At 62.0% G+C, this 24,773-nt stretch carries 24 protein-coding genes; 15 read left to right on the top strand and 9 right to left on the bottom strand.

All coding sequences use genetic code 11. The features are described 5' to 3' along the window. The first annotated feature begins 98 nt into the window (after nucleotides 1–98). Together JP75_RS16985 and JP75_RS16980 are read left to right on the top strand one after the other, a co-directional pair. A complete protein-coding gene (locus tag JP75_RS16985; RefSeq protein ID WP_035085384.1) occupies nucleotides 99–1,901 on the top strand; it encodes an ABC transporter ATP-binding protein in 1,803 nt (600 codons plus the stop codon). Beyond that, entirely contained in the window at nucleotides 1,898–3,796 is a 1,899-nt protein-coding gene (locus JP75_RS16980) for an ABC transporter ATP-binding protein (protein WP_035085381.1), read from the top strand. The genes JP75_RS16985 and JP75_RS16980 overlap by 4 nt, the downstream gene beginning before the upstream one ends. Nucleotides 3,797–3,846: 50 nt before the next feature. Here JP75_RS16980 and JP75_RS16975 read toward each other — a convergent pair whose 3' ends face one another. Beyond that, nucleotides 3,847–4,386 carry a glyoxalase superfamily protein gene (locus JP75_RS16975; protein WP_035085379.1) on the bottom strand — a complete coding sequence of 180 codons (540 nt, stop codon included), beginning with the start codon at nucleotides 4,384–4,386 and terminating at the stop codon, nucleotides 3,847–3,849. A gap of 334 nt (nucleotides 4,387–4,720) precedes the next feature. On the opposite strand from JP75_RS16975, the gene JP75_RS16970 reads away from it, so the two are divergent. Continuing rightward, the gene (locus JP75_RS16970; protein ID WP_201772948.1) at nucleotides 4,721–5,692 is read left to right on the top strand and encodes a L,D-transpeptidase family protein; all 972 of its coding nucleotides are present in this window, start codon (nucleotides 4,721–4,723) and stop codon (nucleotides 5,690–5,692) included. Between the two features lie 69 nt (nucleotides 5,693–5,761). Next, a complete protein-coding gene (locus JP75_RS16965) occupies nucleotides 5,762–6,472 on the top strand; it encodes a hypothetical protein (protein WP_035085376.1) in 711 nt (236 codons plus the stop codon). On the opposite strand, the gene JP75_RS16960 is transcribed toward JP75_RS16965, so the two are convergent. Both JP75_RS16960 and rpmB read right to left on the bottom strand, forming a co-directional pair. Next, nucleotides 6,469–7,161 (bottom strand): queuosine precursor transporter, encoded by a 693-nt coding sequence (locus JP75_RS16960; RefSeq protein WP_035085373.1) that lies wholly within the window; start codon nucleotides 7,159–7,161, stop codon nucleotides 6,469–6,471. The genes JP75_RS16965 and JP75_RS16960 overlap by 4 nt on opposite strands. A gap of 120 nt (nucleotides 7,162–7,281) precedes the next feature. Further along, nucleotides 7,282–7,566, bottom strand: a complete 285-nt coding sequence (gene rpmB / locus JP75_RS16955) for a 50S ribosomal protein L28 (RefSeq protein WP_035085370.1) — start codon at nucleotides 7,564–7,566, stop codon at nucleotides 7,282–7,284. 236 nt (nucleotides 7,567–7,802) lie between these two features. Here rpmB and JP75_RS16950 point away from each other — a divergent pair, with 236 nt between their 5' ends. Then, nucleotides 7,803–8,576 carry a DUF3108 domain-containing protein gene (locus tag JP75_RS16950; protein WP_035085367.1) on the top strand — a complete coding sequence of 258 codons (774 nt, stop codon included), beginning with the start codon at nucleotides 7,803–7,805 and terminating at the stop codon, nucleotides 8,574–8,576. A gap of 367 nt (nucleotides 8,577–8,943) precedes the next feature. On the opposite strand, the gene JP75_RS16945 is transcribed toward JP75_RS16950, so the two are convergent. Further along, nucleotides 8,944–9,267, bottom strand: a complete 324-nt coding sequence (locus JP75_RS16945) for a nuclear transport factor 2 family protein (protein WP_035085364.1) — start codon at nucleotides 9,265–9,267, stop codon at nucleotides 8,944–8,946. A gap of 485 nt (nucleotides 9,268–9,752) precedes the next feature. Between JP75_RS16945 and JP75_RS16940 the strand changes: the two genes are divergently transcribed. The 4 genes from JP75_RS16940 (at nucleotide 9,753) to JP75_RS16925 (ending at nucleotide 14,580) form a co-directional block, all read left to right on the top strand. Next, entirely contained in the window at nucleotides 9,753–12,749 is a 2,997-nt protein-coding gene (locus JP75_RS16940; RefSeq protein WP_035085361.1) for a helicase-related protein, read from the top strand. Nucleotides 12,750–12,751: 2 nt separating this feature from the next. Continuing rightward, on the top strand, nucleotides 12,752–13,156 hold the full coding sequence (locus tag JP75_RS16935) for an RNA-binding S4 domain-containing protein (protein ID WP_035085357.1): 405 nt from the start codon (nucleotides 12,752–12,754) through the stop codon (nucleotides 13,154–13,156). 150 nt (nucleotides 13,157–13,306) lie between these two features. Then, on the top strand, nucleotides 13,307–13,645 hold the full coding sequence (gene fdxA, locus JP75_RS16930; RefSeq protein WP_035085354.1) for a ferredoxin FdxA: 339 nt from the start codon (nucleotides 13,307–13,309) through the stop codon (nucleotides 13,643–13,645). 368 nt (nucleotides 13,646–14,013) lie between these two features. Continuing rightward, nucleotides 14,014–14,580, top strand: coding sequence for a CarD family transcriptional regulator (locus JP75_RS16925; RefSeq protein WP_035085351.1), 567 nt, complete (start codon nucleotides 14,014–14,016; stop codon nucleotides 14,578–14,580). A gap of 195 nt (nucleotides 14,581–14,775) precedes the next feature. On the opposite strand, the gene JP75_RS16920 is transcribed toward JP75_RS16925, so the two are convergent. From JP75_RS16920 to JP75_RS16905, 4 genes are all read right to left on the bottom strand, one after another. Further along, entirely contained in the window at nucleotides 14,776–16,728 is a 1,953-nt protein-coding gene (locus JP75_RS16920; protein WP_244446347.1) for a methyl-accepting chemotaxis protein, read from the bottom strand. A gap of 165 nt (nucleotides 16,729–16,893) precedes the next feature. Then, nucleotides 16,894–17,286, bottom strand: coding sequence for a cupin domain-containing protein (locus JP75_RS16915; RefSeq protein ID WP_035085348.1), 393 nt, complete (start codon nucleotides 17,284–17,286; stop codon nucleotides 16,894–16,896). Nucleotides 17,287–17,314: 28 nt separating this feature from the next. Next, a complete protein-coding gene (locus JP75_RS16910; RefSeq protein WP_152565893.1) occupies nucleotides 17,315–17,851 on the bottom strand; it encodes an AAA family ATPase in 537 nt (178 codons plus the stop codon). A 2-nt stretch (nucleotides 17,852–17,853) separates the two neighbouring features. Next, a complete protein-coding gene (locus tag JP75_RS16905; protein ID WP_035085345.1) occupies nucleotides 17,854–18,684 on the bottom strand; it encodes a methyltransferase domain-containing protein in 831 nt (276 codons plus the stop codon). A gap of 49 nt (nucleotides 18,685–18,733) precedes the next feature. Between JP75_RS16905 and JP75_RS16900 the strand changes: the two genes are divergently transcribed. The 6 genes from JP75_RS16900 to JP75_RS16875 all read left to right on the top strand — a co-directional run bounded on the left by JP75_RS16900 (nucleotide 18,734) and on the right by JP75_RS16875 (nucleotide 22,465). Further along, a complete protein-coding gene (locus tag JP75_RS16900) occupies nucleotides 18,734–19,540 on the top strand; it encodes a ComF family protein (protein WP_244446338.1) in 807 nt (268 codons plus the stop codon). A 30-nt stretch (nucleotides 19,541–19,570) separates the two neighbouring features. Beyond that, a complete protein-coding gene (gene grxC, locus JP75_RS16895; RefSeq protein WP_035085342.1) occupies nucleotides 19,571–19,825 on the top strand; it encodes a glutaredoxin 3 in 255 nt (84 codons plus the stop codon). Nucleotides 19,826–19,848: 23 nt separating this feature from the next. Then, nucleotides 19,849–20,676 carry a carbon-nitrogen hydrolase family protein gene (locus JP75_RS16890; RefSeq protein WP_035085339.1) on the top strand — a complete coding sequence of 276 codons (828 nt, stop codon included), beginning with the start codon at nucleotides 19,849–19,851 and terminating at the stop codon, nucleotides 20,674–20,676. Nucleotides 20,677–20,739: 63 nt separating this feature from the next. Beyond that, nucleotides 20,740–21,165 (top strand): DUF1178 family protein, encoded by a 426-nt coding sequence (locus JP75_RS16885; RefSeq protein WP_035085335.1) that lies wholly within the window; start codon nucleotides 20,740–20,742, stop codon nucleotides 21,163–21,165. After that, nucleotides 21,162–21,521, top strand: coding sequence for an MmcQ/YjbR family DNA-binding protein (locus tag JP75_RS16880; RefSeq protein WP_035085331.1), 360 nt, complete (start codon nucleotides 21,162–21,164; stop codon nucleotides 21,519–21,521). The genes JP75_RS16885 and JP75_RS16880 overlap by 4 nt, the downstream gene beginning before the upstream one ends. Nucleotides 21,522–21,598: 77 nt before the next feature. Beyond that, nucleotides 21,599–22,465 (top strand): aldo/keto reductase, encoded by an 867-nt coding sequence (locus JP75_RS16875; protein ID WP_035085328.1) that lies wholly within the window; start codon nucleotides 21,599–21,601, stop codon nucleotides 22,463–22,465. Nucleotides 22,466–22,708: 243 nt separating this feature from the next. Here the strand turns inward: JP75_RS16875 and ilvD are convergent, their stop codons facing one another. After that, on the bottom strand, nucleotides 22,709–24,562 hold the full coding sequence (ilvD, locus tag JP75_RS16870) for a dihydroxy-acid dehydratase (RefSeq protein ID WP_035085325.1): 1,854 nt from the start codon (nucleotides 24,560–24,562) through the stop codon (nucleotides 22,709–22,711). Nucleotides 24,563–24,773 lie beyond the last annotated feature (211 nt).

Raw genomic sequence — 24,773 nt, 5'->3', positions numbered from 1 at the left:
CGCCTCCCCCTTCGGGCCCCACTTTTTGATGTCTGGATAGTCCCTTGCCTACCCTCAAGGCTGGCCGCGAACGTTCACGCGGCGATGCTCGGGCTCACTTGGCCGCCGTCTATGCCGGCAAAGGCCGAAGCCCGTTGTTGCGCATAACCTTCTTCTCCCTGCGACACTATTGGCAGGCGAGCCTTGCCATTGGCGCAACGATCATCGCCTCGGTGCTGCAATTGATGATCCCACGCCTGCTCGGCCATGCGGTCGATCAGGCGCAGAACGTGCTGAGCACAGCGGCCGAAGGGGCGCAGCAGGCCCTGTTCTGGAGCGCGGCGACGCTGCTCCTCGTCTCGGTAGCGCGCGGCCTTTTCACCCTGGTCCAGAACTATTATTCGGAATCGGTAGGCCATCATGTCGGCTACGAGCTGCGCCTTGCCTTCTACGATAAGGTGCAAAAGCTCTCCTATTCCTATCATGACCGGGTGCATTCGGGCGACCTGATCACCCTGGGCCTGCTCGATCTCGACGGCGTGCGCATGTTCTTTTCGACCGGCTTCGTGCGCACCATCCTGCTCACGGTGCTGATCGGGGTCGGCGCCTATATGCTGCTGACGACCGACGTCGTTCTGGGTCTTCTCGCCCTGAGCTTTGTTCCCTTTGTCGCCTGGCGTTCCTCGGTGGCGCAACTGACCCTCCGCGCCACCTGGGTGGTGCTGCAGGAGCGGCTCTCGATCCTGACCCGGGTGATGGAAGAAAATCTCGGCGGCATCCGCGTGGTGCGCGCTTTTTCGGGCCAGAAATTCGAGCTCAATAAGTTCGACAAGGCATCCAAGTCGGCGCTGGAGCTGGCGCATGATCGCGTCCTGATCCGCGTCAAGAATACTTCCATGATGACCTTCTCCTTCTTTGCCGCCATGGGCCTGGTGCTCTGGGTCGGCGGCAACAAGGTGATCGGTGGAGAAATGAGCGTCGGTACGCTGGCGAGCTTCCTCACCTTCATGACCATTCTGCAGATGCCGGTGCGCCAGCTTGGCCTCATGGTCAATTCCTTCGCCCGCGCCGATACCTGCGGCGAGCGGTTCTATGCCTTTATCGATCAGGCGATCGAAATCGAGGACAAGCCCGGCGCAAAGCCCCTGCAACTCGGCGAAGGCACGCTGCGCTTCGAGAACGTGCACTTCACCTATCCCGGTGCCACGCATCCGACCCTCAAGGGCATTACCTTCGAAGGCCGCTCGGGCGAGACCATCGGCATTGTCGGCGCGCCTGGTAGTGGCAAGTCGACGATCGCCCATCTCATCCCGCGCTTTTATGACGTGACCTCCGGCCGCGTGACTATTGATGGCCAGGACGTGCGCGACGTGACCATCGAATCGCTGCGCCGGCAGGTCGGCGTGGTGCAGCAGGACTCGTTCCTCTTCACCACCACGATCGAGAACAACATCGCCTATGGCGATCCCTGGGCCAAGGAAACCAAGATCGAGAAGGCGGCGGAAAGCGCGCAGCTCCACAATTACATCATGGGCCTGCCGACCGATTATGACACGGTGGTGGGCGAACGTGGCGTGTCGCTCTCGGGCGGCCAGCGCCAGCGCCTTGCCATTGCGCGCAGCCTCGTGATGCGGCCGGCCGTCATGGTCTTCGACGACTCGACCGCCGCCATCGACGCCGGCACCGAGCATCGTATCCGCTCGGCCATCCGCGCCTACGCCAGCGATCGCGTGACCATCATCATCGCGCATCGCCTGTCTTCGCTCATGCATGCCGACACCATTCTGTTCCTCGAAGACGGCGAGATCGTCGAGCGCGGCAGCCATGCCGAGCTCCTGGCTCTGGGCGGGCGCTATTCGGCGCTCTATGACCTCCAGACACGCCCGACCGAAGATATCGACGTAGAAAGGGCCGCCCAATGAGCGTGGTCGAGGACGACGAACGGGACGTCGCAAGTTTTCCGGGCCAGCGGCCGCCGCGCGCCTCCGTAGGCAGCCACCGCATCGAGGAAGAGGTCTTTGGCAAGGCCTATGATCCCAAGACGGTGCGCCGCATCTGGGCCTTCGTGAAACCCTATCGGACAAAGATTTACCTCTCCGTCGCGGCCGTGCTGGTCTTTACCGCCACGCAGCTCGCCATTCCGCTCATCATCGGCTGGGCCATTGACGGCGCCATGGTGGCGGGCGGCAATGCCAATAATCTCATCTGGGCCGTGGTCGCTTTTGCCGTGGCCGTGCTGTTCAATTTCGGCGCTTCCTATGTGCAGGAAACGCAGGTGGGGCAGGTCGCGGAAAACGTCCTCTTCGACATGCGCCGCGCCATGTTCGCGCAATTGCAGCGCGTATCCCTCAGCTTCATGGACAAGACCGAAGTCGGTCGCCTGATGAGCCGCCTCCAGGGCGACGTCAATTCCATGCAGGAGTTTTTGGAAACTTCCGTTATTTCCGTGGGCGATATCGTGCTCTTGGTCGGCATTGTCGTGGTGCTGCTGACGCTCGATCCATGGCTGGGTCTTCTTACTCTCGTCACTATGCCGGTGCTGTTCATCGTCCGCATTTTTTGGCTGCCGCCGGCCAAACGCGCCTTCTGGGCGGCGCATGAGACGAACTCGCTGACCAATGGCGCCATGGCCGAAGGCATCAATGGCGTGCGCACGGTGCAGAACCTCGAGCGCCAGCAGGTCAATTTCGACCTCTATGACGACAAGGCCTATCACAACCTCGAAACCCAGCTTACCGGCTCCAAATATGCGCAGGTAATGGTCCCCATCGTCGACAGCCTCACCGGTATCGCCATGGCAACCGTGGTTCTGGTCGGCGGCTCGCTGGTGCTCAATGGCGCGTTGCAGGTTGGCGTCATCGTCGCGTTCCTGTTCTACATCCAGCGCTTCTTCGATCCGATCCGCTCGCTGACCATGCAGTATTCGATCATGCAGCGCGCCATGACCTCGGGCCGCCGCATCACCGAAGTGCTGGATTTGCCGGTGACCATCACCGACAAGCCCGATGCGCTGACGCTGACCGGCGACATGGATGGCTCGGTCGCCTTCCACGATGTGGTTTTCGGCTACGATCCCAATCGGCCGGTGCTGAAAAATGTCTCCTTCCGGGTCAATCCGGGTGAGACGGTCGCGCTTGTCGGGCCGACCGGCTCGGGCAAGACCAGCGCCATGTCGCTCGTCCATCGCTTCTATGAAGTGCAGGGCGGGGCCGTGCTGGTCGGCGGGCACGATGTGCGCAATGTCACCCAGGAGAGCCTGGGCGAGCAGGTCGCCATGGTGCTGCAGGAGCCGTTCCTTTTCACCGGCTCGGTGTTCGACAACATCAAGTACAACAAGGCCTCGGCGACCCGCGAAGATGTCATCGCGGCGGCCAAGGCGGTCGGCGCGCATGAGTTCATCGAACGCCTGCCGGGCGGCTATGACAGCAAGCTCGAACAACGCGGTTCGAACTTGTCCCTGGGTCAGCGCCAGCTCCTGAGTTTTGCCCGCGCTCTCGTTGCGGACGCGAAAATTCTCGTGCTCGACGAAGCGACGGCCAATATCGATAGCTATACCGAGCGGCAGATTCAGAAGGCGCTCGAAATCCTGCTCAAGGGCCGCACCGGCCTCGTCATTGCGCACCGTCTCGCCACCATTCGCGGTGCCGACCGGATCATCGTGTTGCAGAACGGGGAAAAGATCGAAGAGGGCAATCACGACCAACTCATGGAGCTGGGTGGCCTCTATTCGCGCCTCTACAACATGAACTATGCCAGTTTCGACGACATTCCTGACGAACTGGTGGCCGAGGCCAATGCCAAGGCGGCCAGTACCTGAAGACATGCCATCCGCCGTCACTGCCAAGGCAATGACGGCGGATGTGGCGCCTAGGCGCCGACGATTTCCATGAAGCGAATATGATTGTTGAAGGGATCGGTTACGGTCACTTCCAGCCGATCATCGCTCTTTTCCAGCCCGGGCTTCATGTAGCGATAATTCTTGGCCGTGAGCTCGGCATGAAAGGCGCGGATGCCTTTCATATAGACGCACATATTGCCGCCGGGCGTCGCGTCGCCGGCATGTTCGGAAAGATGCAGCCGCAGTCCGCCGCGCGAGACCTGCATATAGACCGGGAAATTCTCGCCATAGCGATGCTCCCAATCGAGCGAGAAACCCAAGAAATCGAAATAGAATTCCTGGGTCTTTGCCAGATCGAAGATGCGCACGATCGGCACCGCCTGTTCGAAGGCGATGGCAGGCTTGTCTTCCTGTGTCTCGATCTTACTTGAAAGCACGTTCCAGCTTGGGAAATCGAACTGGCGGGCCACGATCTCGAGCGCCCTTGTATGGGCAATCTCGGCGCCGTCCTGTTCGAGGGCCAGTTTCAAAGCCTTGGCCATGGCCTTTGCATCGCGAAAATCGCGCATGGTTCCGTCTCCATAGGGGCGAAACGTCCGGGTCAGCGCTCGCATTGCCGACGGCGTCGCCCGGAAGGAAAGGGAAAGCGCGTGTCGCAAGAGGAAGGCATTTGCCATGCCTGAAACCAGGCGCGAGCTGCGGGCCACCTTCCGGCCACTGCAGGCTTTCTAGCGGGTTTGAGCAGTCCTGTCATCGGGTCAAAATGCGCGGCCGGTATCCACACTATTGCGTGAAAGTGGGGAGCTTTCCGCCTGACCGGGCGGCGTGATAAGGCTTCCTTCACCCAGCCTAGTCATGCTGCGCTAACCATGCCCCTCTGGGCGGATTTTTCGGGCCCTGTTCGTGACTGCCAATATCTTTCATCGCATCGCAGCGTTCATCATCATCGCGTGGCTGGGCTTCGGGCTCGCCGCCTGCTCCAACTTCGTCGGGGGTGGCGACAACCGGCACAATGTCCCCCTGGCCCCAGCCATGGTGAAAGCGCTTCACGACATGGGCTCCTCGCCGGGCGAAGCCATGGTTGTGCGCATCTTCAAGAAGGAAGAGCAGCTCGAAGTGTGGAAGCGCACGAGCTCGGGCCAGTACAAGATGCTCAAGACTTATGAGATCTGCTCCTATTCGGGCGATCTCGGCCCAAAATTCAAAGAGGGCGATTATCAGAGCCCGGAAGGCTTCTATACGATCACGCCCGGCCTGATGAATCCCAAGTCGAACTACTTTCTGGCCTTCAATACCGGCTTTCCGAACAAGTTCGACCGTGCCAATGGCCGTTCGGGCTCGAACCTGATGGTGCATGGGGACTGCAAGTCGGTCGGCTGCTATGCCATGACCGATGCCGGCATTGCCGAAATCTATGCCCTGGCCCGCGAAACTTTCAAGGGTGGCAATCCGAGCTTCCAGGTGCAGATATTCCCCTTCCGCATGACCACGGCCAGCCTGACCCAGAACGCCTCCAATCAGCACCTCGCATTCTGGCAGAATATCAAGGAAGGCTACGACTACTTCGACCTGACCAAGACTCCGCCGGCCTGGGACGTGTGCGAGCAGCGCTATATCTTCAATCCGACGGCATCGGGGCTCAATCCCATCGGGCCGTGCCCGGCGACCTACCAGAATGCCGAGGTTGAAGCCCGCAAGGTTGCCGATGCCAGCGCTCTCGCCAATGTGGCAGCAGGCGTCCAACGTCAGGCGGCCAATGAAGCGGCGCTCAAGGAAAGAAGCGAGGCGGTGTCCGGGTTCTTTTCGGGCATTGGCAATATGATTACGGGCAATCCGCAGTCGACGACCGAAGTCGCTGCAACGCCTGCGCAATAGATTTGGTCCTTAGTTCGGCCCCAGTTTGGTGTGACCTCCGTCACGCCAATGTGACGAGGAGCGAGCGGCGTGGACGACAAGCCGAGCGAGAAGACATCGCCGGAAACTGGCAATGCCGGGGAGGCCCCTGACGTGCTCGTGGGCGATATTGACTCTCCGGCCCTTGCCAGCGTCAGGCGGCACCGCCGTCGGCGTCGGTTGAAAAAGAGCCTGATCTTCGGCATTTGCGCCGCGGTGATCGGGCTCGCCTCCCTCGCAGCCAGCGCCTGGATTTATACCGATATGCGCCGGGAAATGCTGCGGGTTTCAACCGAGATCGCCCAGTTGCGCCTCAGCCTTGATCTTTATGTCCAGCGCGGAGCGCAGACGATACCGGCTCCGGTCGCGGAGCAGGCACCCGACACGGCTGCTCTTTCGGCGCTCGAAAATCGCCTTGCCATCCTTGAGCAGAACTGGCGCGGCGTGGCTGCGGCCGCCGAGGCAGTGCCGACAGCAACGCCGGCCGCGTCGGGTCCCACGGCGTCCACTGAAAGCGATGGCGATTGCCTGCCCTCAGGCATGCGCCTGCTTGTTGCCTCCGGGGATTCCTATCCCGTCTGCGGCACCGAGACGACCATCGAAGTGATGAATGTTAACAATGGCTATATCTCGCTGACCGACGGCACCACCGTGCCATCGGGCGGCACCGTGCCCTTGCCGGGCACGGCCTGCATGATCGCGGTCACCTCTGGCGGCGATGAAGCCACCACCGGTTTTGCCGAGATTCGCGTCACCTGCTAGGCGAGTGTGTGGTTGCCCAACGGCAGCAGCGGCTTGAGCTTGCCCATGAGCGCGCGATAGGGCGCCAGCAGCACCAATGCCGCCAGGAACTTTACCAGGAAATCGCCGGCGGCCAGTGAGGTCCAGAGCGGGACTTCCGGGCCAATGCCGAGGAAGGGCGCGGGGAAGGCCAGCGAACCGTCCTGCAGGCCGAAAAGCGCGTCGATACCGGCCAGAGCCGGCGCAAAGGCAACGGTAAAGAAGATAGCCGTGTCGATCATGGAGCCAAAGAGCGAGGCGACCAGCGGCGGCAGGAACCAGGCGCGCGAAGCACGCAGGCGGGAAAAGATGCCGATATCGAGCAATTGGCCGGTGACGAAGGCCGCCGCCGAAGCCAGCGCGATACGCTGCGTCGTTGCCGAAGCGCCGCCGGCATTCCAGGGCAGGGGATTAAAGCTCAGGTAGAACGAGACCGCGAGACCCACCAAAAAGCCCACCAGCACGACGCGGCGCGCATTGCGCGGGCCATCATAGCGGTTGGTGAGGTCGGTGATGAGAAAGGCGAAGGGGAAGGTGAAGGCGCCCCAGGTCAGGAGATCGGCGAGATTGACCGAGCCGAGCTGGACCTGAAACGGATAGAGCACCAGGATATTGGACGCGGCAACGACCACGACCATGGCGGCCACGGCCGCCAGGAAACGAGATAGCATCAGAATGCCCTCTTTTATCCGCTGGCCGGCAGAAGACCGGTGCGGGGATGAGACTTACATAAAAAGCAAAAGCCGCGCGGCCTAGGGGCACGCGCGGCTCAAACTGTAGCAGAAGCGCTATTAGGCCGCGAGAGCGGCGCGCACTTCCTTCTTGATGCCCAGAGCCAGCGGGGACAGGTCGGCGTCATCCTGCTTGATGAGGAAGGCATCGAGACCACCGCGGTGCTCGACCGAGCGGAGAGCCGCAGCAGAAATGCGCAGCTTCACCGGGCGCTGCAGCGCGTCGGAGATGAGGGTCACGTTGATCAGGTTCGGGAGAAAACGACGACGATGACGGTTGAGAGCGTGCGAAACGGTGTTGCCCACCAAAACGCCCTTGCCGGTCAGTTCGCAGCGACGTGCCATGTTAGATATCCTAATTTGTGTAAAGGTCCTGCGTGGCGGGAAAACCCGCTACGGGCCTCGATTGTGGTGAAATCTGCGGGCGTCTTAGAGAAAAGGGGGCCATCCGTCAAGCCGGGCGGGGCTCAAACCCCTGCGAGCGCCTTGCCAGTACCACATCTGGGCGGCACCTTGGTCTTTCATCGGTGATTCGCGGAAAGGCCCGTCCGAAGCCGATCTGCATGATACGAGACCCTATCTTGATCCGAACCAGCCTTGCCGCCTCCGCTCTTCTTCTTGGCCTCTCCCAGGTTCAAGCCGCGCCGGTCGATGCGACGGCCAGCTATGTGCTCACCCTTGGCGGCATCAATGTCGCCATGATGCATATCGATCTCGATGACGACGGCAGTTCCTATACGCTTGGCATCAAGGCCAATGTCGCCGGGCTCGGGGCCGTGGTGGCGAGCGGCACGGCCAATGTCACGGCCAAGGGTAAATCCACGGGCGGAACGCTGCGCTCGGAAAGCTTTGCGCTTGAAACCCGCGCCAGCGGCCAGACCTTTACGGTCGATGTCGGCTTTGCCGGCCAGAATGTCACCTCCTTCAAGGTCGAACCGCCGGTCAGCGATTATGACCGCGTGCCGATCGAGCGCAGCCATCTTACGGGGGTGGCGGATTTCGTTTCGTCCTTCGTGCTCAAGGGAAGGGCGCTGGACAAGGGCCTTTGCGATCGCCGCATGCGCGTCTTTACCGGGGTCGAGCGCTTCAATCTCAATATGAGTTTCGTCAGCGACGACAACGCCACCTCGCCGCGCACGGGCTATCAGGGACCGGTGGTGCTCTGCTCGATCAATTATGAGCCGATTTCGGGCCACTACCAGAACAACGAGATCACCAATTACCTCGCCGACGAGAGCCGCATTCTCGTCTGGTACATGCCGCTCGGTGAGACCGGCTATTTTATTCCCTATCGCGTGCTGCTCGGCACCTCGATGGGCGATCTCTCCATGGTCCTGACCAAAGCCGAGTTTTGAGCTGCTGTCCTAAGCTGGGACGGTCAAAGGGTTTTTTCTCAATTTTGCATTTTCTTGAGCCCGGATTCCGGGGTTTTAGGGATTAAGGGGCGCTTCGGCGCCCCTTTTCGTTCGGGTAACGAAGCGGCAGGAAAGCCGAGTCGCAGACCAGAATTAAGTCATTGTTTATGCAGGTGAATGTGATTTCCTACCATTTGGCTGGTCAAAGCCTGCACTAGTATGACTAGCGGGCCGGTGGCCCCAGCCATCGTATGGAACAAAGGCGGAAAAGACCGGCCAATCCCGATTCTGACCCTGTTCGTTCTTGCTTTGGATCAAGTGTTAACGAGGGTGCCGGGATTGGCCGGAAGTGCCTAGCTTTGGGACATCACAGCGTTTCGATGCGCTGGATGCGGTTTCCCGTCAGCACGAAATTCTGGCTGAGGATCGCGGGGCTCCCCGGGAACGTTCCGGACACTTCGAAGGTCACGGCCACGCGCTCGCTGTCCTCTTCCGCCTTAATCACGCGATAGCGCGGGTGGTAGCGAGCCTCGACGCTTTCGAGCCATTCGGAGATTTCCGCAGTGCCCTGATGAACCCGGCCCTCGTCCCTGACGGTCGCGTCGGGCGCAAAAAGCCCCAGCAGTTGGGTGGCATCGGTCCGGCCGAAATATTCGGCAAGCGGGGAGGGCAGGGCGGGGGAGACGGTCATGAAGAACCTCACTGTTGTCAGGAGCTGTTCTATGCCCGGTCCGCTGACGATCCCTGTCAGCAGCCGACCCATCTTGGGACGTCAAACGGAAAAGTGTGAACATGCCGCTCCGGAGCCGCAGATCGGCCGGACCCGAAGGCTAACGGCAAAGAATTTTTTTACGCTCGCACCTTCATTTTTCATTCGTAAATAACTGGAATCACTCGATTTTCATGATTTCGTAATGAAACTGACTCGGATTTTCCGTAAATCGGTCATGCGCGACGCTGGTGTGACAGCGATAGTGGCTTTTCCCTTTGTCGGCCCACTAGATATTGCCGTGAACAAATCGGGATTCATGAGTCGAAACTGATTCTGTCCCTGTTCGTTCTATCTCCGTTCCAAATCTTAAGCAGCGAACGCCCTGTCACAAAAAGGCGTGCTTTCGTAGGACAATTGCTCTCGCCCCTCGCCATGGGCCGTGCGGCACCCTAAATAGAGCTGCGATGACTTCTGCAAACTCCCAGTCGGTCAAGGCCATCCTTGGGCCGACCAATACCGGCAAGACCCATTTCGCCATCGAGCGCATGCTGGCCCATCCCACCGGGATGATCGGCCTGCCGCTGCGCCTGCTGGCGCGCGAAGTCTATGCCCGCGTCGTCGAGCGTGTCGGCGAGCAGGCCGTAGCCCTGGTGACGGGCGAGGAGCGGATCGTGCCGCCCAAGCCGCGCTATTGGGTGGCGACGGTGGAAGCCATGCCCATGGATATCCATGTCGACTGCGTTGCCGTCGACGAAATCCAGACGGCGACCGATTTCGATCGCGGCCATGTCTTCACCGATCGCATCTTGAAAGCGCGCGGCTTTCACGAGACGCTGCTCCTGGGCTCGGGCACGATGGCCAATGTCATCAAGAGACTTCTGCCCAATGCCGAAATCATCGAGCGGCCGCGCTTTTCCCAACTGACCTATGCCGGCTCGAAGAAAATCTCGCGTCAGCCGAGCCGCAGTGCCATCGTCGCTTTCTCAGCGAGGCAGGTTTATGCCATCGCCGAATTGATCCGTCGCGAACGTGGGGGCGCTGCCGTGGTCATGGGCGCGCTCTCGCCGCGGACCCGCAATGCGCAGGTGGAGCTCTATCAGAATGGCGATGTCGATTTTCTCGTCGCTACCGACGCCATCGGCATGGGGCTCAATCTCGATATCCACCACGTCGCCTTTGCCGATGACACAAAATTTGACGGCCACCAGACCCGGCCGCTGACCCCTGCCGAGATCGGCCAGATCGCAGGCCGCGCTGGACGTCACAAGCGCAATGGCACTTTTGGCGTGACCGGCGGCACCGATGCTTTTGACGAAGAATTGGTGGTTCAGCTCGAAACGCATGACTTCGAGCCGGTGAAAGTTTTGCAGTGGCGCAATTCGGCGCTGGATTTTTCCTCCATCGACCGGCTGCGCTCGAGCCTTGAAAAGTCGCCCGACGATAAGAACCTCACCCGCGTGCCCATGGCGACCGATCAATTGGCGCTGGAATTTTTATCGCGAAATGAGGCGGCTGGGCTCGCGCGCGGCCACGAAGCGGTCAAACTGCTCTGGGAATGCTGCGGGATTCCCGACTACCAGGGGATTTCGCCGGCGGCGCATGGCGAGATCGTCACCCGGATCTTTTCGGATTTGAGGCAAAATGTATCCGTCAACGCTGATTGGATTGCCGAGCAGGTTCGCTTTTGCGACAATGCCGAAGGTGACATTGAAACGCTCAGTCACCGGATCCGTCAGATCCGGACCTGGACCTTCGTCGCCAACCGCAAAAACTGGCTTGCAGACCCACACTATTGGCGCGAAAAGACCCGTGAGATTGAAGATCGCCTGAGTGATGCCCTCCATGAGCGCCTCACCCAGAGATTCGTCGACCGGCGCACCAGCGTGCTGCTCCGCCACCTGAAAGACAAACGTATGGTATCTCCCGAGATCAATGAGCGCGGCGAAGTAAGGCTGGAAGGCCACCTTCTCGGCACGCTCGAAGGCTTCCGCTTCACCCTGGCGCGCTCCGATGGCGAGCTCGATGCCAAGGGCACCCGCACTGCAGCGGATCAGGTCGTGGCGCCGGAGATCCGCAATCGCGCCGATCGCCTGGCCGGCGCGCCCAACGAGGAATTCGTTCTCGCCACCGATGGTCGCCTGCGCTGGCGCGGCGATGTGGTGGCCGAACTTGCCGAAGGCGACAGCCTCTATCGGCCGCGCATCATCATCCTCGCCGACGAATCGCTGACCGGCGTCGATCTCGAACGCGTGCAGGATCGTCTGGCGCTCTGGCTGCGCCACCACGTCAACACGACCCTCGAACAGGTCATGGCGCTCGAAGCGCCGGCCGATGTCGATGGTCCCGCCCGCGGCATCGCTTTCCAGCTCTTCGAGCATCTCGGTCTCCTGCCCCGTGGACAGGTCTCGGACGAGGTGAAAGGCCTCGACCAGGACGTGCGCGGCAAGATGCGCAAGCTCGGCATCAAGTTCGGCGCCTACCACATCTATGTGCCGCTTTCTTTGAAGCCGGCCCCGCGTGAGCTGGCCCTTATCCTCTTTGCGCTGCGCAATGGCGGCATCCGCCAGCCGGGCGTCACCGATATTCCGCATATCGTGCTCTCAGGCCGTACGTCCTTCCTCGTCGATCCTGAAGTCGATCCGCGTCTCTATGAGATCGCCGGCTTCAAGGTTGCTGGCAAGCGCGCCGTGCGCGTCGACATTCTCGAACGCCTCGCCGACATCATCCGTCCGCTGATCGCCATCGACCCGACCCGTTTCCAAGGCGAGCCGCCGGCCGGCGCTGCCGAGGGTAATGGTTTCCGCGTTACGGTGGAAATGACCAGCCTCCTCGGTTGCTCGGGCGAAGATTTCGCTTCGATCCTGTCCTCGCTCGGCTACCGCGTCCGTCGCACCCCCAAGGTTGCGGCGCCTGCTGCCGAAGCCAGTGCTGAAGCGCCGGCGCTCGATGCAGTGCTCGCCGACAATCCGGCCGAGGTCGACGCTCCGGCCGAAGACACGCCGGTTGTCGAAGCTGAAGCGCCGGCCGCTACTGAAGCCGTTGCCGCAGACGTGGTCGCCGCTGAAGCTGCTGCCCCCGCCGAGCCGGAATTCGACGAAATCTGGTTCCCCGGTGGCCGTCGCCACAACGACCACAATCACAATGGCAAGGCCCGTTCGGAAGGTCGTCGCCGCGACAATGCCGAGGGTGGCGAAGCCAAGACCGAGGGTCGTGGCCGTCCGGATCGCTCGCGTCCCAAGGGTCCGCGTCGTCCCGAAGGCGAGGCCGCTGCCGCGCGTCCCGCCGGCAATACCCGTCCGGCCAATACGCGCCCGCGCAACGAGGAACGTCCGCGTCCGGACCACAAGAACGAACGCCCCGAACGTGGCGATCGCCGCCCGCCGCGCGAAGAGCGCAAGGTGGCCTTCGATCCCGATAGCCCGTTCGCAGCCCTTGCCGCCCTGCGCGGCAAGTCGGAGTAAGATTGGCAGGGCCGGGCGATACGCTCCACAAGGAGCGGCTCGACCGGTTCCTGTTTTTCTCGCGCGCCGTCAAATCGCGCACCCTGGCGCAAAAACTCATCGAAACCGGCGCCGTTCGGGTCAATTCCGAACGGACGGAGCGCACCGATCACAAGGTCGGCGCGGGCGACGTGCTGACCATGTCGCTCCATGGCCGCATCCTTGTCTGGCGTATCCTCGATGCCGGTACGCGGCGTGGGCCCGCAAGCGAAGCGCAGGGGCTCTACGAAGATATTTCGCCGCCATCGCTGCCAAAGGCCGAGCGTTCGCCCTACGAAGCGGCCATTGCCGAGCGTCCTGCGGGCGCCGGCAGACCGACCAAGAAGGAGCGCCGCGAGACCGACGCGCTCAAGGACGAAGGCGACTAGGCACACATTTTCAGCACAGCCTGAAATTGCGCCAATCCGTCCCGCGCTAGCGCCTTGCCCGAAAACTGAAAAGAGTTTAGCACCAAACCCGTTGAGACTGCCGCCAAGCCAGCCCCCGGGCCGCGGCGACCGCCAAGGACTGCCCTCTCTATGACCTATATCGTCACTGATAATTGCATCGCCTGCAAATATACGGACTGCGTGGAAGTGTGTCCGGTGGACTGTTTCTACGAAGGCGAGAACATGCTGGTCATTCATCCCGATGAATGCATCGATTGCGGCGTCTGCGAGCCCGAATGCCCCGCCGAGGCCATCCGGCCCGACACGGAAAGCGGCCTCGACAACTGGCTCGAACTCAACCGCAAATATGCCGCCGCCTGGCCCAATCTGACCGAGCGTCGCGATGCCCTGCCAGAGGCAAAAGAACGTGATGGCGAGACCGGCAAGCTCGAAAAGTATTTTTCCGAAGCCCCCGGCGAAGGCGACTGATTGGTCGGGCGCTTCTACTGGCGCCGAGAAGTTAAGCATTTGCAAGGATTTGTCATTGAGCTGTCATGGGCAGTCGATGACGCGGGAGGGACGAGTCGCGGAGGCGATTCGTTCCTTTTGATTTTGCTGAATTTTTGTGCTATGGTCCTTCTAAATGCAGTTCAGCCCTTCACCCAGACCGTGCCGCAAGGCACGATTTTTTTGACACAACATTCCCTGTTGCATGGCGCTTCGGAACAAAGCGGAACCGAAGACCGTGGGTGCTCGTACTGTAAAAGAGCCCGTATGAACGGGCGAAGTAGTGTGGATGACCAGTCCTTCCCGCAAGGAACTGCTCATTCTGGGGCGTCAACAAGGAGTTCCAGCATATGGTAGCCAAGAAGTCTCAGCAGCGGCTCGGTTTCAAGACGGGTGAGTATGTCGTCTATCCGGCCCATGGCGTCGGTCTGATCGTGAACATCGAAGAGCAAGAGGTCGCTGGCCTCACTCTCGAACTGTTCGTCATCAGCTTCGAGCAGGACAAGCTGACCCTTCGCGTTCCCGTTGCCAAGATCAAGTCCGTCGGCATGCGCAAGCTGGCCGAAGAAGACGAAGTCAAGAAGGCCCTCGAAACCGTCACGGGCCGGGCTCGCGTCAAGCGCACCATGTGGTCGCGCCGCGCCCAGGAATATGAAGCAAAGATCAATTCGGGCGACCTGATCGCCATTTCCGAAGTCGTGCGCGATCTCTATCGCTCCGACGACCAGCCCGAGCAGTCCTATTCCGAACGCCAGCTCTTCGAGCAGGCCATGGACCGCATGAGCCGCGAAATCAGCGCCGTCAACAAGCTGACGCTGACCGAGGCCGTGCAGCTCATCGAAAAGCAGCTCGCCAAGAGCCCGAAGCGCACCAAGGCGGATGCCGCTGAATCGGAAAGCGACGAGGAAGCTGCGTAAGCAGTCTTTTCGACACCGAGAATGCAAAAGGCCGGCAGCAATGCCGGCCTTTTTGTTTTTGGGTGTTATCGGTGGAAGGCCCCCTCACCCGCCGGCTTCGCCGTCGACCTCTCCCCCAAAGGGAGAGGTCGGAGCCTGCCTCTCCCTTGGGGGAGAGGTCGACCCGAAGGGGCGGGTGAGGGGGCCTTTGAGTTCCTAAAACTCGCTCCAGTCTTCCGAGATCGCCGCATTGCCCTGCGACAGATAACGGCTGGCAGCAGGCTTTGCCGCGGCAGCGGGCTTGGCCCGCGGCGCAGCCGGGCGTGCGGCGGAGCCGCCATCGAGCCTGAAAATATCCACCACGCGGTCGAGTTCGCTGGCCTGGCCTTCGGTCTGCTCGATGGCCGCATTGGTCTCTTCGACCAGCGCCGCATTGTGCTGGGTCATTTCGTCCATCTGCCGTACGGCCACCGCGACTTCGTCGATGGCGGAGGCCTGTTCGCGGCTGTCCCGGGCAATGCCGTCCATCAGCGAATTGCTGGAGCGGGCCATGTCGAGCATCATGTTGAGCTTCTTGGCCGCTTCGACGACGAGCTGGGAGCCGCTGGCGACCTCGCGCCCGCTCTGCTCGACGAGGTTTTTCACGTCGCGCGAGGCTTCCGCGGTCGACTGGGCGAGACGGCGGACTTCCACGGCGACCACGGCAAAACCCTTGCCGGCCTCGCCGGCACGCGCCGCTTCCACGGATGCGTTGAGCGCCAAGAGGTTGGTCTGGAAGGCAATGTCGTCGATGAGGCCGATGATGTTGGAAATGCTGGCCGAGGAAGACGAAATGCGCTCCATGGCCGCGGTGGTGTCGCTCATCACCGCGCCGCCTTCTTCGGCGGCAGTGGTCAGGGCGCCGGAAGCCTTGCTGGCCTCGTGGGCGCGCTCGGCATTCTGCTGCACGGTGGACGCGAGCTGCTCCATGGCGGCCGAGGTTTCTTCGATCGTCGCGGCCTGGCGGGTGGTACGCTCCGCGAGGTCATTGGTGCCGGAGAGGATTTCGCCGGTCGCGGTTTTTAGCGCCCGCGAGGTATTGCGCAGGCGGCCGACGATTTCGGTCAGGCGATCGCCCACGGCATTGGTATTGGTCTTGAGGCGGGCGAAGGCACCTTCATAATGACCCTCGACGCGCTTGTTGAGGTTGGCGTCGGCCAGGGCCGAGAGCACTTCGCCGCTTTCGTTGAGGCCACGATCGACGGTTTCGACGAGACCATTGAGGCTCGATGCGATGGCATTAAGCCCTTCATCGCCGAAATTGCCGGAAACGCGATAGGTGAAGTCGCCGCGGCTTGCCGCTTCCACCACGGTGTGCACTTCGGTCGCCATGCGATCCATGACCTCGGCGCGGGTGACGAGGGCGCGGGCGCGCTCGGCCTCCTCGGCGCTGAGCGCGGCGATCTGGCGGGCATTTTCGCGGAAAATTTCGACCGCGCGGCCCATATTGCCGATTTCGTCGCGGCGGCTGGCTTCCTCGACGGTAATGTCGAGCTGGCCGTCGGCAAGCAGCTCCATCTTCTCGGTGAGGGCACGGACCGGAGCGACGATGGCGCGGCGGCCGATCAGGATCGAGAGAATGAGCCCGAGCAGGATGCCGGTTGCAGCGGTCGCGATGACGACCACGAGGGCGGTATTGGCGCGGGCCTCGGCCTCGGTGCGCATGGAAGCCATCAGCTCACCCGAATAGGTGCTGTAGAGTTTTACCGTGTCGGTCACGACTTTCTGGGCCGTGAGCGCTTCATCGAGCGCGGCGCGGATAGCGGTCATGTCGCCGCCAGGAGCAACGGCCAGCATGGCGTCGATTTTGCCGAAATAGGCCGTCATGACCGGCTTGATATCGGCAAGGAGCTGCATTTCCTTCGCATCGGCTGCCGCTTCGATTTTCGGGAAGCGACCGAGCATTTCTTCGGTGCGGCGTGCCGCTTCGGCGACGAAGTCTGCGGAGCGCTCAGGCGCCATGGCGAGCTGATAGGTCATGCGCGAAATGGCGATGATGTCCATGCGCAGGTCCATGGCTTCGCGCGCCGCCTCTTCCTTGGCGCCGACGGTCAGCATGGTGTCCTTGAGGCTGGTGATTTCGCGCCAGCTCACCGTGCCGAGGATCACCCCGGCGGCGGCCATGACCACGATGGTCAATAGGAATTTCTGAAGGATAGGCATATGCTTGAGGGACATGGGGTTCCTGTGGCCGCTCCTGCGGACCGCTAAAAATCTCAGTTCCTCCCGAACGCCCTTTGGGCTTTCCGTCCAGTTCTAGGGTGGCTTGGATAATTTTCGGTAAGCGCGCGAGGCCTACAAACGGCTCATGCTCTCGGGCAGCAGCACGACGCTTTCCTGCTCCTTGGGATCGGTGCGGGCGATCAGGGCGCGGGCGATGCTATCCGTCGGGTTGAAGGGCTGATGCGGCACGCCGGCCGGGATATAGACATAGTCGCCCTGATGGACCTCGTCCAAGAACTCCAGATTGGGCCCATGGTAGAACGAGGTCGAGCCTTCGAGCTGGAAGATCGCCGTCTCATGGCTTTCGTGAAAATGCGGCTTGGCCTTGCCGCCGGGCGGCAGTACCAGCATGTGCATGCAAATGCCGGTCGATCCGGCGCTTTCGGCCGAAACACCCGAAAAATAGTCCATGCCCTGCTTGCCGTGAAAGCCCAGGCCGCCGCGGATAACCTTGCATTCTTTCATTTTTCGTCCCTCCCCGACGTCCCTTCCGTCAGGTGAGACGATAGGCTCCGCTGTCGAGTGCCGCAATGACAGCGTCGAGGGTCCCGGTCCGATCAAGGCCGGTTATGTCGAGCACGTGCCGCCCATAGACGCCGAGATCGGCGAACTGGCCATGGAGATCGGCAACCACCGCGGGATCGGTGAGGCTATCCCCGCCACGTGCCGTGCAGCGGGCAATGGCCTCTTCGACCGGTGGGCGCAGCACCAGATAGTGGAGCGGCAGGCCGAGGGCTTCGAAGGCCGGTAGCCACCAGGGCCGCACCACGCCATCGAGCGCTACGAAATAGCCGTGGCGCGCATAGCTGGCGGAGACGTCGGCGGCAATCTGCATGACCATGCGGTTCTGCTCGTCCGATTCCGGCAACCAGGGCGGAATATGGCCATGCTTGATATTGCCCCAGAAATCGTCGGAATGGACATGCACCTTTGGCACGCCGGGCAGATGCGCCATTGCGTCGGCGACGGTGGTTTTGCCCGAGCCGGGCGAGCCGGAAATGATCGCGATATGGCCCGCCAGATCCAGCATGGTCAGCCCTTCTTGAGAATGTCGCCGAGGCTGACCTTGGCGCTGCCCGGCCGCAGAGGTTTCTGCTGGCTTTCATGCGGCACCCAGCCGGCGAGCCAGATCACCTCCAGCGTCGCCCGCACGCGGCCATCGTCATCGGCAGACGCTTCCTGGTAGGCGGCCGCCGCCTGGGTGAGCAGGCTTTTGGTGGCAAAACGCCGGGGGCGGTCGGTCAGCGGGTTGGCGGCGCCCAGAGCCTTCAATTCGGTCATCAGCGCAAAGGCATTGGCATAGCGGACGCGATGGGTTTCGACATCGGCCACCGGCAGGGCAAAGCCGGCGCGCTGCAGCAGCGCCCCGGCATCGCGGACCTGCGCCATCGGTGCGACGCGGGCAGAGGCGCCGCCGGCGACGGCGAGATCGGCGGCCAAAAAAGCTTCGCGCAATTCCGAAAGGCTCTCACCGCCGATCATGGCGACGAGAAGGAGGCCATCTGGCCGCAGCCGGGCGCGGAGGCGTGCCATGTGGCCGGGTACGTCATTGACGGCTTGCAGGTGGAGCAGGGAGACGATGAGGTCGAAATTTCCCTCTGGCAGGGCGGGAAAATCGTCGTCGCCGGCAAAGGCCTCCACCTTGTGGAAGCTGACGGTGCCGGAGGCGGTAGCAACCCGCTCGGGCAGCAGGTCGACATCGGGCGCAATGAGCACGGCGTCGGCAAAATTGCGCATATGCGCGCCGAGCCGATCCGCCAGATCGTCAAAGACCAGATCGCGCACGAAATTTTCGCGCGAGGGGCGTCGCTTGAGGTTGCGGGCGAGCTGGGCGGGATCGAACAGGCGAGGCGGCTGGGACAAAACCGAAACTTCTCAAAACAACTGGCCGATGGAGCAGCCTTGAAGCACTATGGTCCTTATGGAGAGCGGGGCGCGGGAAGTCAAAGGCGGGGGTTTCGCAGGCCTTGTGCTGCAGGGCGGGCGTCGCGCCGCCCTTGCTCTGCTCGACCAGCTCTACCCGCCGGCCTGCGCCGCTTGCGGCATGCCCATCGCCGAGGGTGTTGGTCTCTGCCCGAAATGTTTTGCCGGCCTCGTGCCGATCACCGCGCCACTCTGTCCGGTGCTTGGCCTGCCCTTCGAGGCGACGCTGGGGCCCGATGCCGTCAGCGCAGAGGCCCTCGCCGATCCGCCGCCCTTTGCTCGGGCTCGCGCCGCCGTGCGCTATGGCGAGGTGGCGCAGTCTCTGGTGACGCGGCTCAAATATGGCGACCGGACCGAACTGGCCCAATTCTGTGCGCGGCTGATGGCGGGCGCCGGCCACGAATTCTGGCCTGCGCGGCCGCTGCTCGTGCCCGTACCCCTGCACCGCAGCCGCCTGCGCTTTCGCCGCTACAACCAGTCCCACCTGCTGGCAAAGGCGCTCGGCCGCCAGCTCGGGCTCGATGTCGATCCATTCCTCGTCAGACGGCACAAGAAGACGCGGTCGCAGATCGGGCTTTCCGGCGATGGCCGTGCGCGAAACGTGCAGGGTGCCTTTTCGGCCCATCCCGAGGCGCTCGTGCGCATCAGGGGGCGACGCGTGGTGCTGGTCGATGATGTCTATACAACCGGGGCCACGGTAAAGGCGGTGACGCGCGTCTTGTTGCGCAGTGGCGCAAGCGAAGTTGACGTTCTGACCTTTGCCCGCGTTGTCAGCGGCGAGGAAGTGCCCATATAAGGATGAAAATGATTTTGGAGCCCCAGATCCATGGCCAATGTTGAAATTTATACGACTCCGACCTGTCCCTATTGCCACGCCGCCAAGGCGCTGCTCGAGGATAAGGGCGTCGACTATACCGAAATCACCGTGCTCGATCCGGCATTGCGCGAAGCCATGACGCAGCGCGCCAATGGCCGGCGCACCGTGCCGCAGATTTTCGTCGGCGAGACCCATGTCGGCGGCTACGATGATATGGCGGCCCTCGACCGCGCCGGCGGGCTCGATCCGCTGCTTGCCCAGTAAAAGTCCTTTCCGGGTACCAAAAGATGAAAATCGCCGCCATCCAGATGCGTTCGGGCCTTGATCCGGAAGCCAATCTTGCTGCGCTCGAACCGCTCCTCACCGAGGCGGCGGCGCAGGGCGTCGATTATGCCCTTACCCCGGAAGTGACGATGATCTTCCCGGAAAACCGCGACCAGTTGCGCTCGGTCGCGGCGCCCTTCGAAGGCCATCCGCAACTGGCCAGGGTCGGTGACCTCGCGAAACGCCTCGGGCTGCATATCCATATCGGCTCGCTGCCGATTCCGCTCGAAGACGGGCGCTTTGCCAATCGCTCGGTGCTGTTCGCGCCGACGGGCGAGCAGCTCGCGACCTATGACAAGATTCACCTCTTCGATGCCGATATTGCCGGGCTCAATGCCTATCGCGAAAGCGCGACCTATAAGGGTGGCGAAGAGGCCGTCACAGTTCCGCTGGACCCATTCACCTTGGGCTTTTCCATCTGCTACGACATGCGCTTTCCAAAACTCTACAACACGCTCGCCAATGCCGGGGCCAACCTGATTGCCGTGCCGGCTGCCTTTACCGTGCCGACGGGGCAGGCGCATTGGCATGTGCTTTTGCGCGCAAGGGCCATCGAGACCGGCTCCTATGTCATTGCTGCCGCGCAGGGCGGCACGCATGCCAATGGCCGTTCGACCTATGGCCACTCGCTCATCATCGACCCTTGGGGCAAGGTGATTGCCGAGCTCGACCACGATGAGCCGGGCGTGCTGGTGGTCGAGATCGACCCGCAGGCGGTGGTGGAAGCGCGGCAGCGCATTCCGGCGCTCGCCAATGCGCGCGATTTTGCAAAGCCGAGTTTGCACGGCTGATCCCCGATCCTATATGCTTGAGGTGAGGCGCAGCCTTGGCGCCTCCCAAGAAACGAAAAAAACGTGATCCAGTACGCACTCCAGTGTTCGAACGGGCATCGCTACGACGCCTGGTTCAAAAGCGCTGCCGCCTATGACGAGCAGCAGGCCCGCGGCATCGTCAATTGCGCCGTCTGCGGCGAAGCCCATGTCGAAAAGGCGCCGATGGCCCCCGCGGTGGCGCGCACCGACAATGAGCGCGTGCCGCTCTCCGCCGCTCACCCCGACGCCAAGAAGTTTCGCGAGATGCTGCGCGAATATCGCCGGCAGGTGACGACGGAAGCCGATTATGTCGGCGATCGCTTTGCCGAAGAGGCGCGAAAGATCCATTTCGAGGAAGTCGAAGCGCGCGGCATCTATGGCGAAGCGACACGCGACGAAGTAACCGCTCTTCTCGAAGACGGCGTCGATTTCCTGCCGCTGCCTGATGTTCCCGAGGAACATAATTGAACCTTTTCGAGCGCACCCAGTTTGACCAGAAGCTCGCCCAACGCCCGGGCGTGACCTTCGTCGATCAATGGGATGCGCGCGTCGCCAAGGTCGGCGGCAAGGTCTTTTGTCTTTTGTCCGATGCTGCGCCGTTGCGTTTGGTGTTTAAATGCGGCGAAGACAGTTTTGATATCCTGACGGCCCTTGAAGGCGTCGAGCAGGCTGCCTATTTCGCCAAGCGCCAATGGGTTTCGGTGACCGAGGGCTCGCCCCTCAGTGCCGATGACCTTCTCGCCTATATCGGGCGCTCGCATGTACTGGTCGCCAAGGGATTGACCAAAAAGCTGCGGGCAGAACTCGGTATCCTCGAGGGCTGAAATTCAAAATCCTGAGCGTGGGGTCGCGGCCTGTCTTCGGGCCGCCGCCTTTCGCGCCCATCTATGGAGTGATTGAGATGACCACACTCGACGCAAGCCTGTCGGGCAGCTTTGCCATCGGCGGAGACCTGAACGTCAACCGCCTGGGCTTTGGTGCCATGCGCATCACCGGCAAGGGCATCTGGGGGCCGCCGGAAGATCACGACGAAGCCATCCGCGTGCTGAAACGCCTGCCGGAACTCAATGTCGATTTCATCGATACCGCCGAAAGCTACGGTCCCTATATCAGCGAAGACCTCATCGCCGAGGCACTGGCGCCTTATTCGCAGGGCACGATCGTTGCCACCAAGAGCGGTCTCACCCGTACCGGCCCCGATGAATGGCACCAGGTCGGTCGCCCCGAATTTCTGCGCCAGGGCGTCATGACCAGCCTTCGCCGCCTGAAGCTCGAACGCCTCGATCTCTGGCAGCTCCATCGCATCGACGCCAAGGTACCGCGCACCGATCAGTTCGAAGTCATCGCCGCCATGCAGAAGGAGGGCCTCATCCGTCATGTCGGCCTTTCTGAAGTCAGCGTCGCCGACATCGAGGAAGCCTCCAAATACTTCAAGGTCGCGACCGTCCAGAACCTCTACAACTTTGCCAATCGCAAGAGCGAAGCGGTGCTGGATTATTGCGAGAAGAACGGCATCGGCTTCATTCCGTGGTTCCCGCTGGCCGGTGGCGACCTCGTCGAAGGCCATGAGGGCGCCAAGGCGATTCTCCAGAAGCACAATGCCTCCGGCAGCCAGATCGCGCTTGCCTGGCTCCTGAAACGCTCCCCGGTCATGCTGCCCATTCCGGGCACCGGCAAAGTGAAGCATCTCGATGACAATGTCGCCGCGGCAGCGGTCAAGCTCAGCGACGAGGATTTTGCGACGCTGGACGCGATCGGTCGCCGCTAAGGCTTCCGTCTCGATCTGGCGGCTATGCGTCCGGCAATGTCGGGAAGGTTAGGGTCGGCCCAATAGGGAGGGTGGAATCCCCGCTATCGGGCCTGACCAGTTCAGCTGTCTTGGCAGACCGCTGAGTGGCTGAGCGGGGCTTTAGCACCGCTCTTGCTGCTTGTCACGCGATTGTCGCAAATTCACAGCCTGTCATCCTCGGGGTTCACCGAGGATGACGCTTTTGGTGGCGCGGTCGAGTGCCTAGTTCCAGAGCTTGTCGATGGCCTTGGTGTCGCGCACGGCGCCCTTGGCGGCCGAGGTCACGAGGGCGGCATAGGCCTTGAGCGCCGTGGTCACCTTGCGCTTGCGCGGATGCGCCGGCTTCCAGCCGAGCTTGTCCTGTTCAGCGCGACGGCTGGCCATTTCGGCGTCCGACACCAGCACGTTGACGGTGCGGTTGGGGATGTCGATCTCGATGATGTCGCCCTCGCGCACGAGGCCGATGGCACCGCCCTCGGCCGCTTCAGGCGAAGCATGGCCGATGGAGAGGCCCGAAGTGCCGCCGGAGAAGCGGCCGTCGGTGAGGAGGGCACAGGCTTTGCCCAGACCCTTCGATTTCAGGTAGCTCGTGGGATAGAGCATTTCCTGCATGCCGGGGCCGCCCTTGGGGCCTTCATAGCGGATCACCAGCACGTCGCCGGGCTTGATCTCGTTGGAAAGGATCGCTTTCACCGTTGAGTCCTGGCTTTCGAAGACGCGGGCCGGGCCGGTGAATTTCAGGATCGATTCATCGACGCCCGCCGTCTTCACGATGCAGCCATCGAGCGCGATATTGCCCTTGAGGACAGCGAGACCACCGTCCTTGGAGAAGGGGTGTTCGGGCGAACGGATCGCGCCATTGGTGCGGTCGGTGTCGAGTTCGGCCCAGCGATTGGATTGCGAGAAGGCTTCCGTCGTGCGCACGCCGCCCGGAGCGGCCATGTAGAAGTTGCGAACACTCTCGGAATTGGTGCGGGAGATGTCCCACTTGTCGATGGCATCGCCCATGGTCGCGGCGTGAACTGTTGGTTCCTTGCGGTTGATCAGGCCCGCACGATCGAGCTGGCCCAAAATTGCAAAGATGCCGCCGGCGCGGTGGACGTCTTCCATGTGCACGTCGTTCTTGGCCGGGGCCACCTTGGAAAGCACCGGCACGCGACGCGACAGGGCGTCGATATCGTCCATGGTGAAGTCGACGCCGCCTTCATGGGCAGCGGCGAGGATGTGCAGCACGGTATTGGTCGAGCCGCCCATGGCGATATCGAGCGCCATGGCGTTTTCAAACGCCTCTTTGGTCGCGATCGAGCGCGGCAGCACGGTTTCGTCGTCCTGCTCGTAATAGCGGCGGGCGAGATCGACGATCAGGTGGCCGGCTTCCTGGAAGAGGCGCTTGCGGTCCGAGTGGGTAGCGAGCGTCGAACCATTGCCCGGCAGCGAGAGGCCCAGGGCTTCGGTAAGGCAGTTCATCGAATTGGCGGTGAACATGCCCGAGCACGAGCCACAGGTGGGGCAGGCGGCTTCTTCGACAGCCTGCACTTCCTCGTCGGTATAGTGATCGTCGGCAGCCATCACCATGGCGTCGACGAGATCGAGCGCCTGCAGCTTGCCCTTCACGATTGCCTTGCCCGCTTCCATCGGGCCGCCGGAAACGAAGACCACCGGGATGTTGAGGCGCATGGCCGCGTTCAGCATGCCGGGCGTGATCTTGTCGCAATTGGAAATGCAGACCATGGCGTCGGCGGTATGCGCATTGACCATGTATTCGACCGAGTCAGCGATGATGTCGCGGCTCGGCAGCGAATAGAGCATGCCGTCGTGGCCCATGGCGATGCCGTCGTCCACGGCGATGGTGTTGAACTCTTTCGCGACGCCACCGGCGGCTTCGATTTCACGGGCAACGAGCTGGCCAAGATCCTTCAGGTGCACGTGACCGGGCACGAACTGGGTGAAGGAATTAACCACGGCGATAATGGGCTTGCCGAAATCGCCTTCCTTCATGCCGGTGGCGCGCCACAGGCCACGCGCGCCGGCCATGTTGCGGCCATGAGTGGTTGTGCGGGAGCGATAGACAGGCATGGCGGTTTCCTCAATACGTTGTCGCCGGTGGGGCCGGAGTTCCCTTTTCTTTAGACCCATTCCAGAGGAGCTTCAAGGATTTTCCGTACCGTACCGTACGGTACTCTCGATATTGCGGGCCTGGAACCTCGCCCCCGCCCTGGTCGATCCGTCGTCATTGCCGGGCTCGTCCCGGCAATCCAGCTCCGGTGGTGACGACTGGCGGGATGGA

The organism is Devosia riboflavina (genome assembly GCF_000743575.1).
Taxonomy (GTDB): Bacteria; Pseudomonadota; Alphaproteobacteria; order Rhizobiales; family Devosiaceae; genus Devosia; species Devosia riboflavina.
This window is presented reverse-complemented; position numbering and strand designations above follow the sequence as displayed.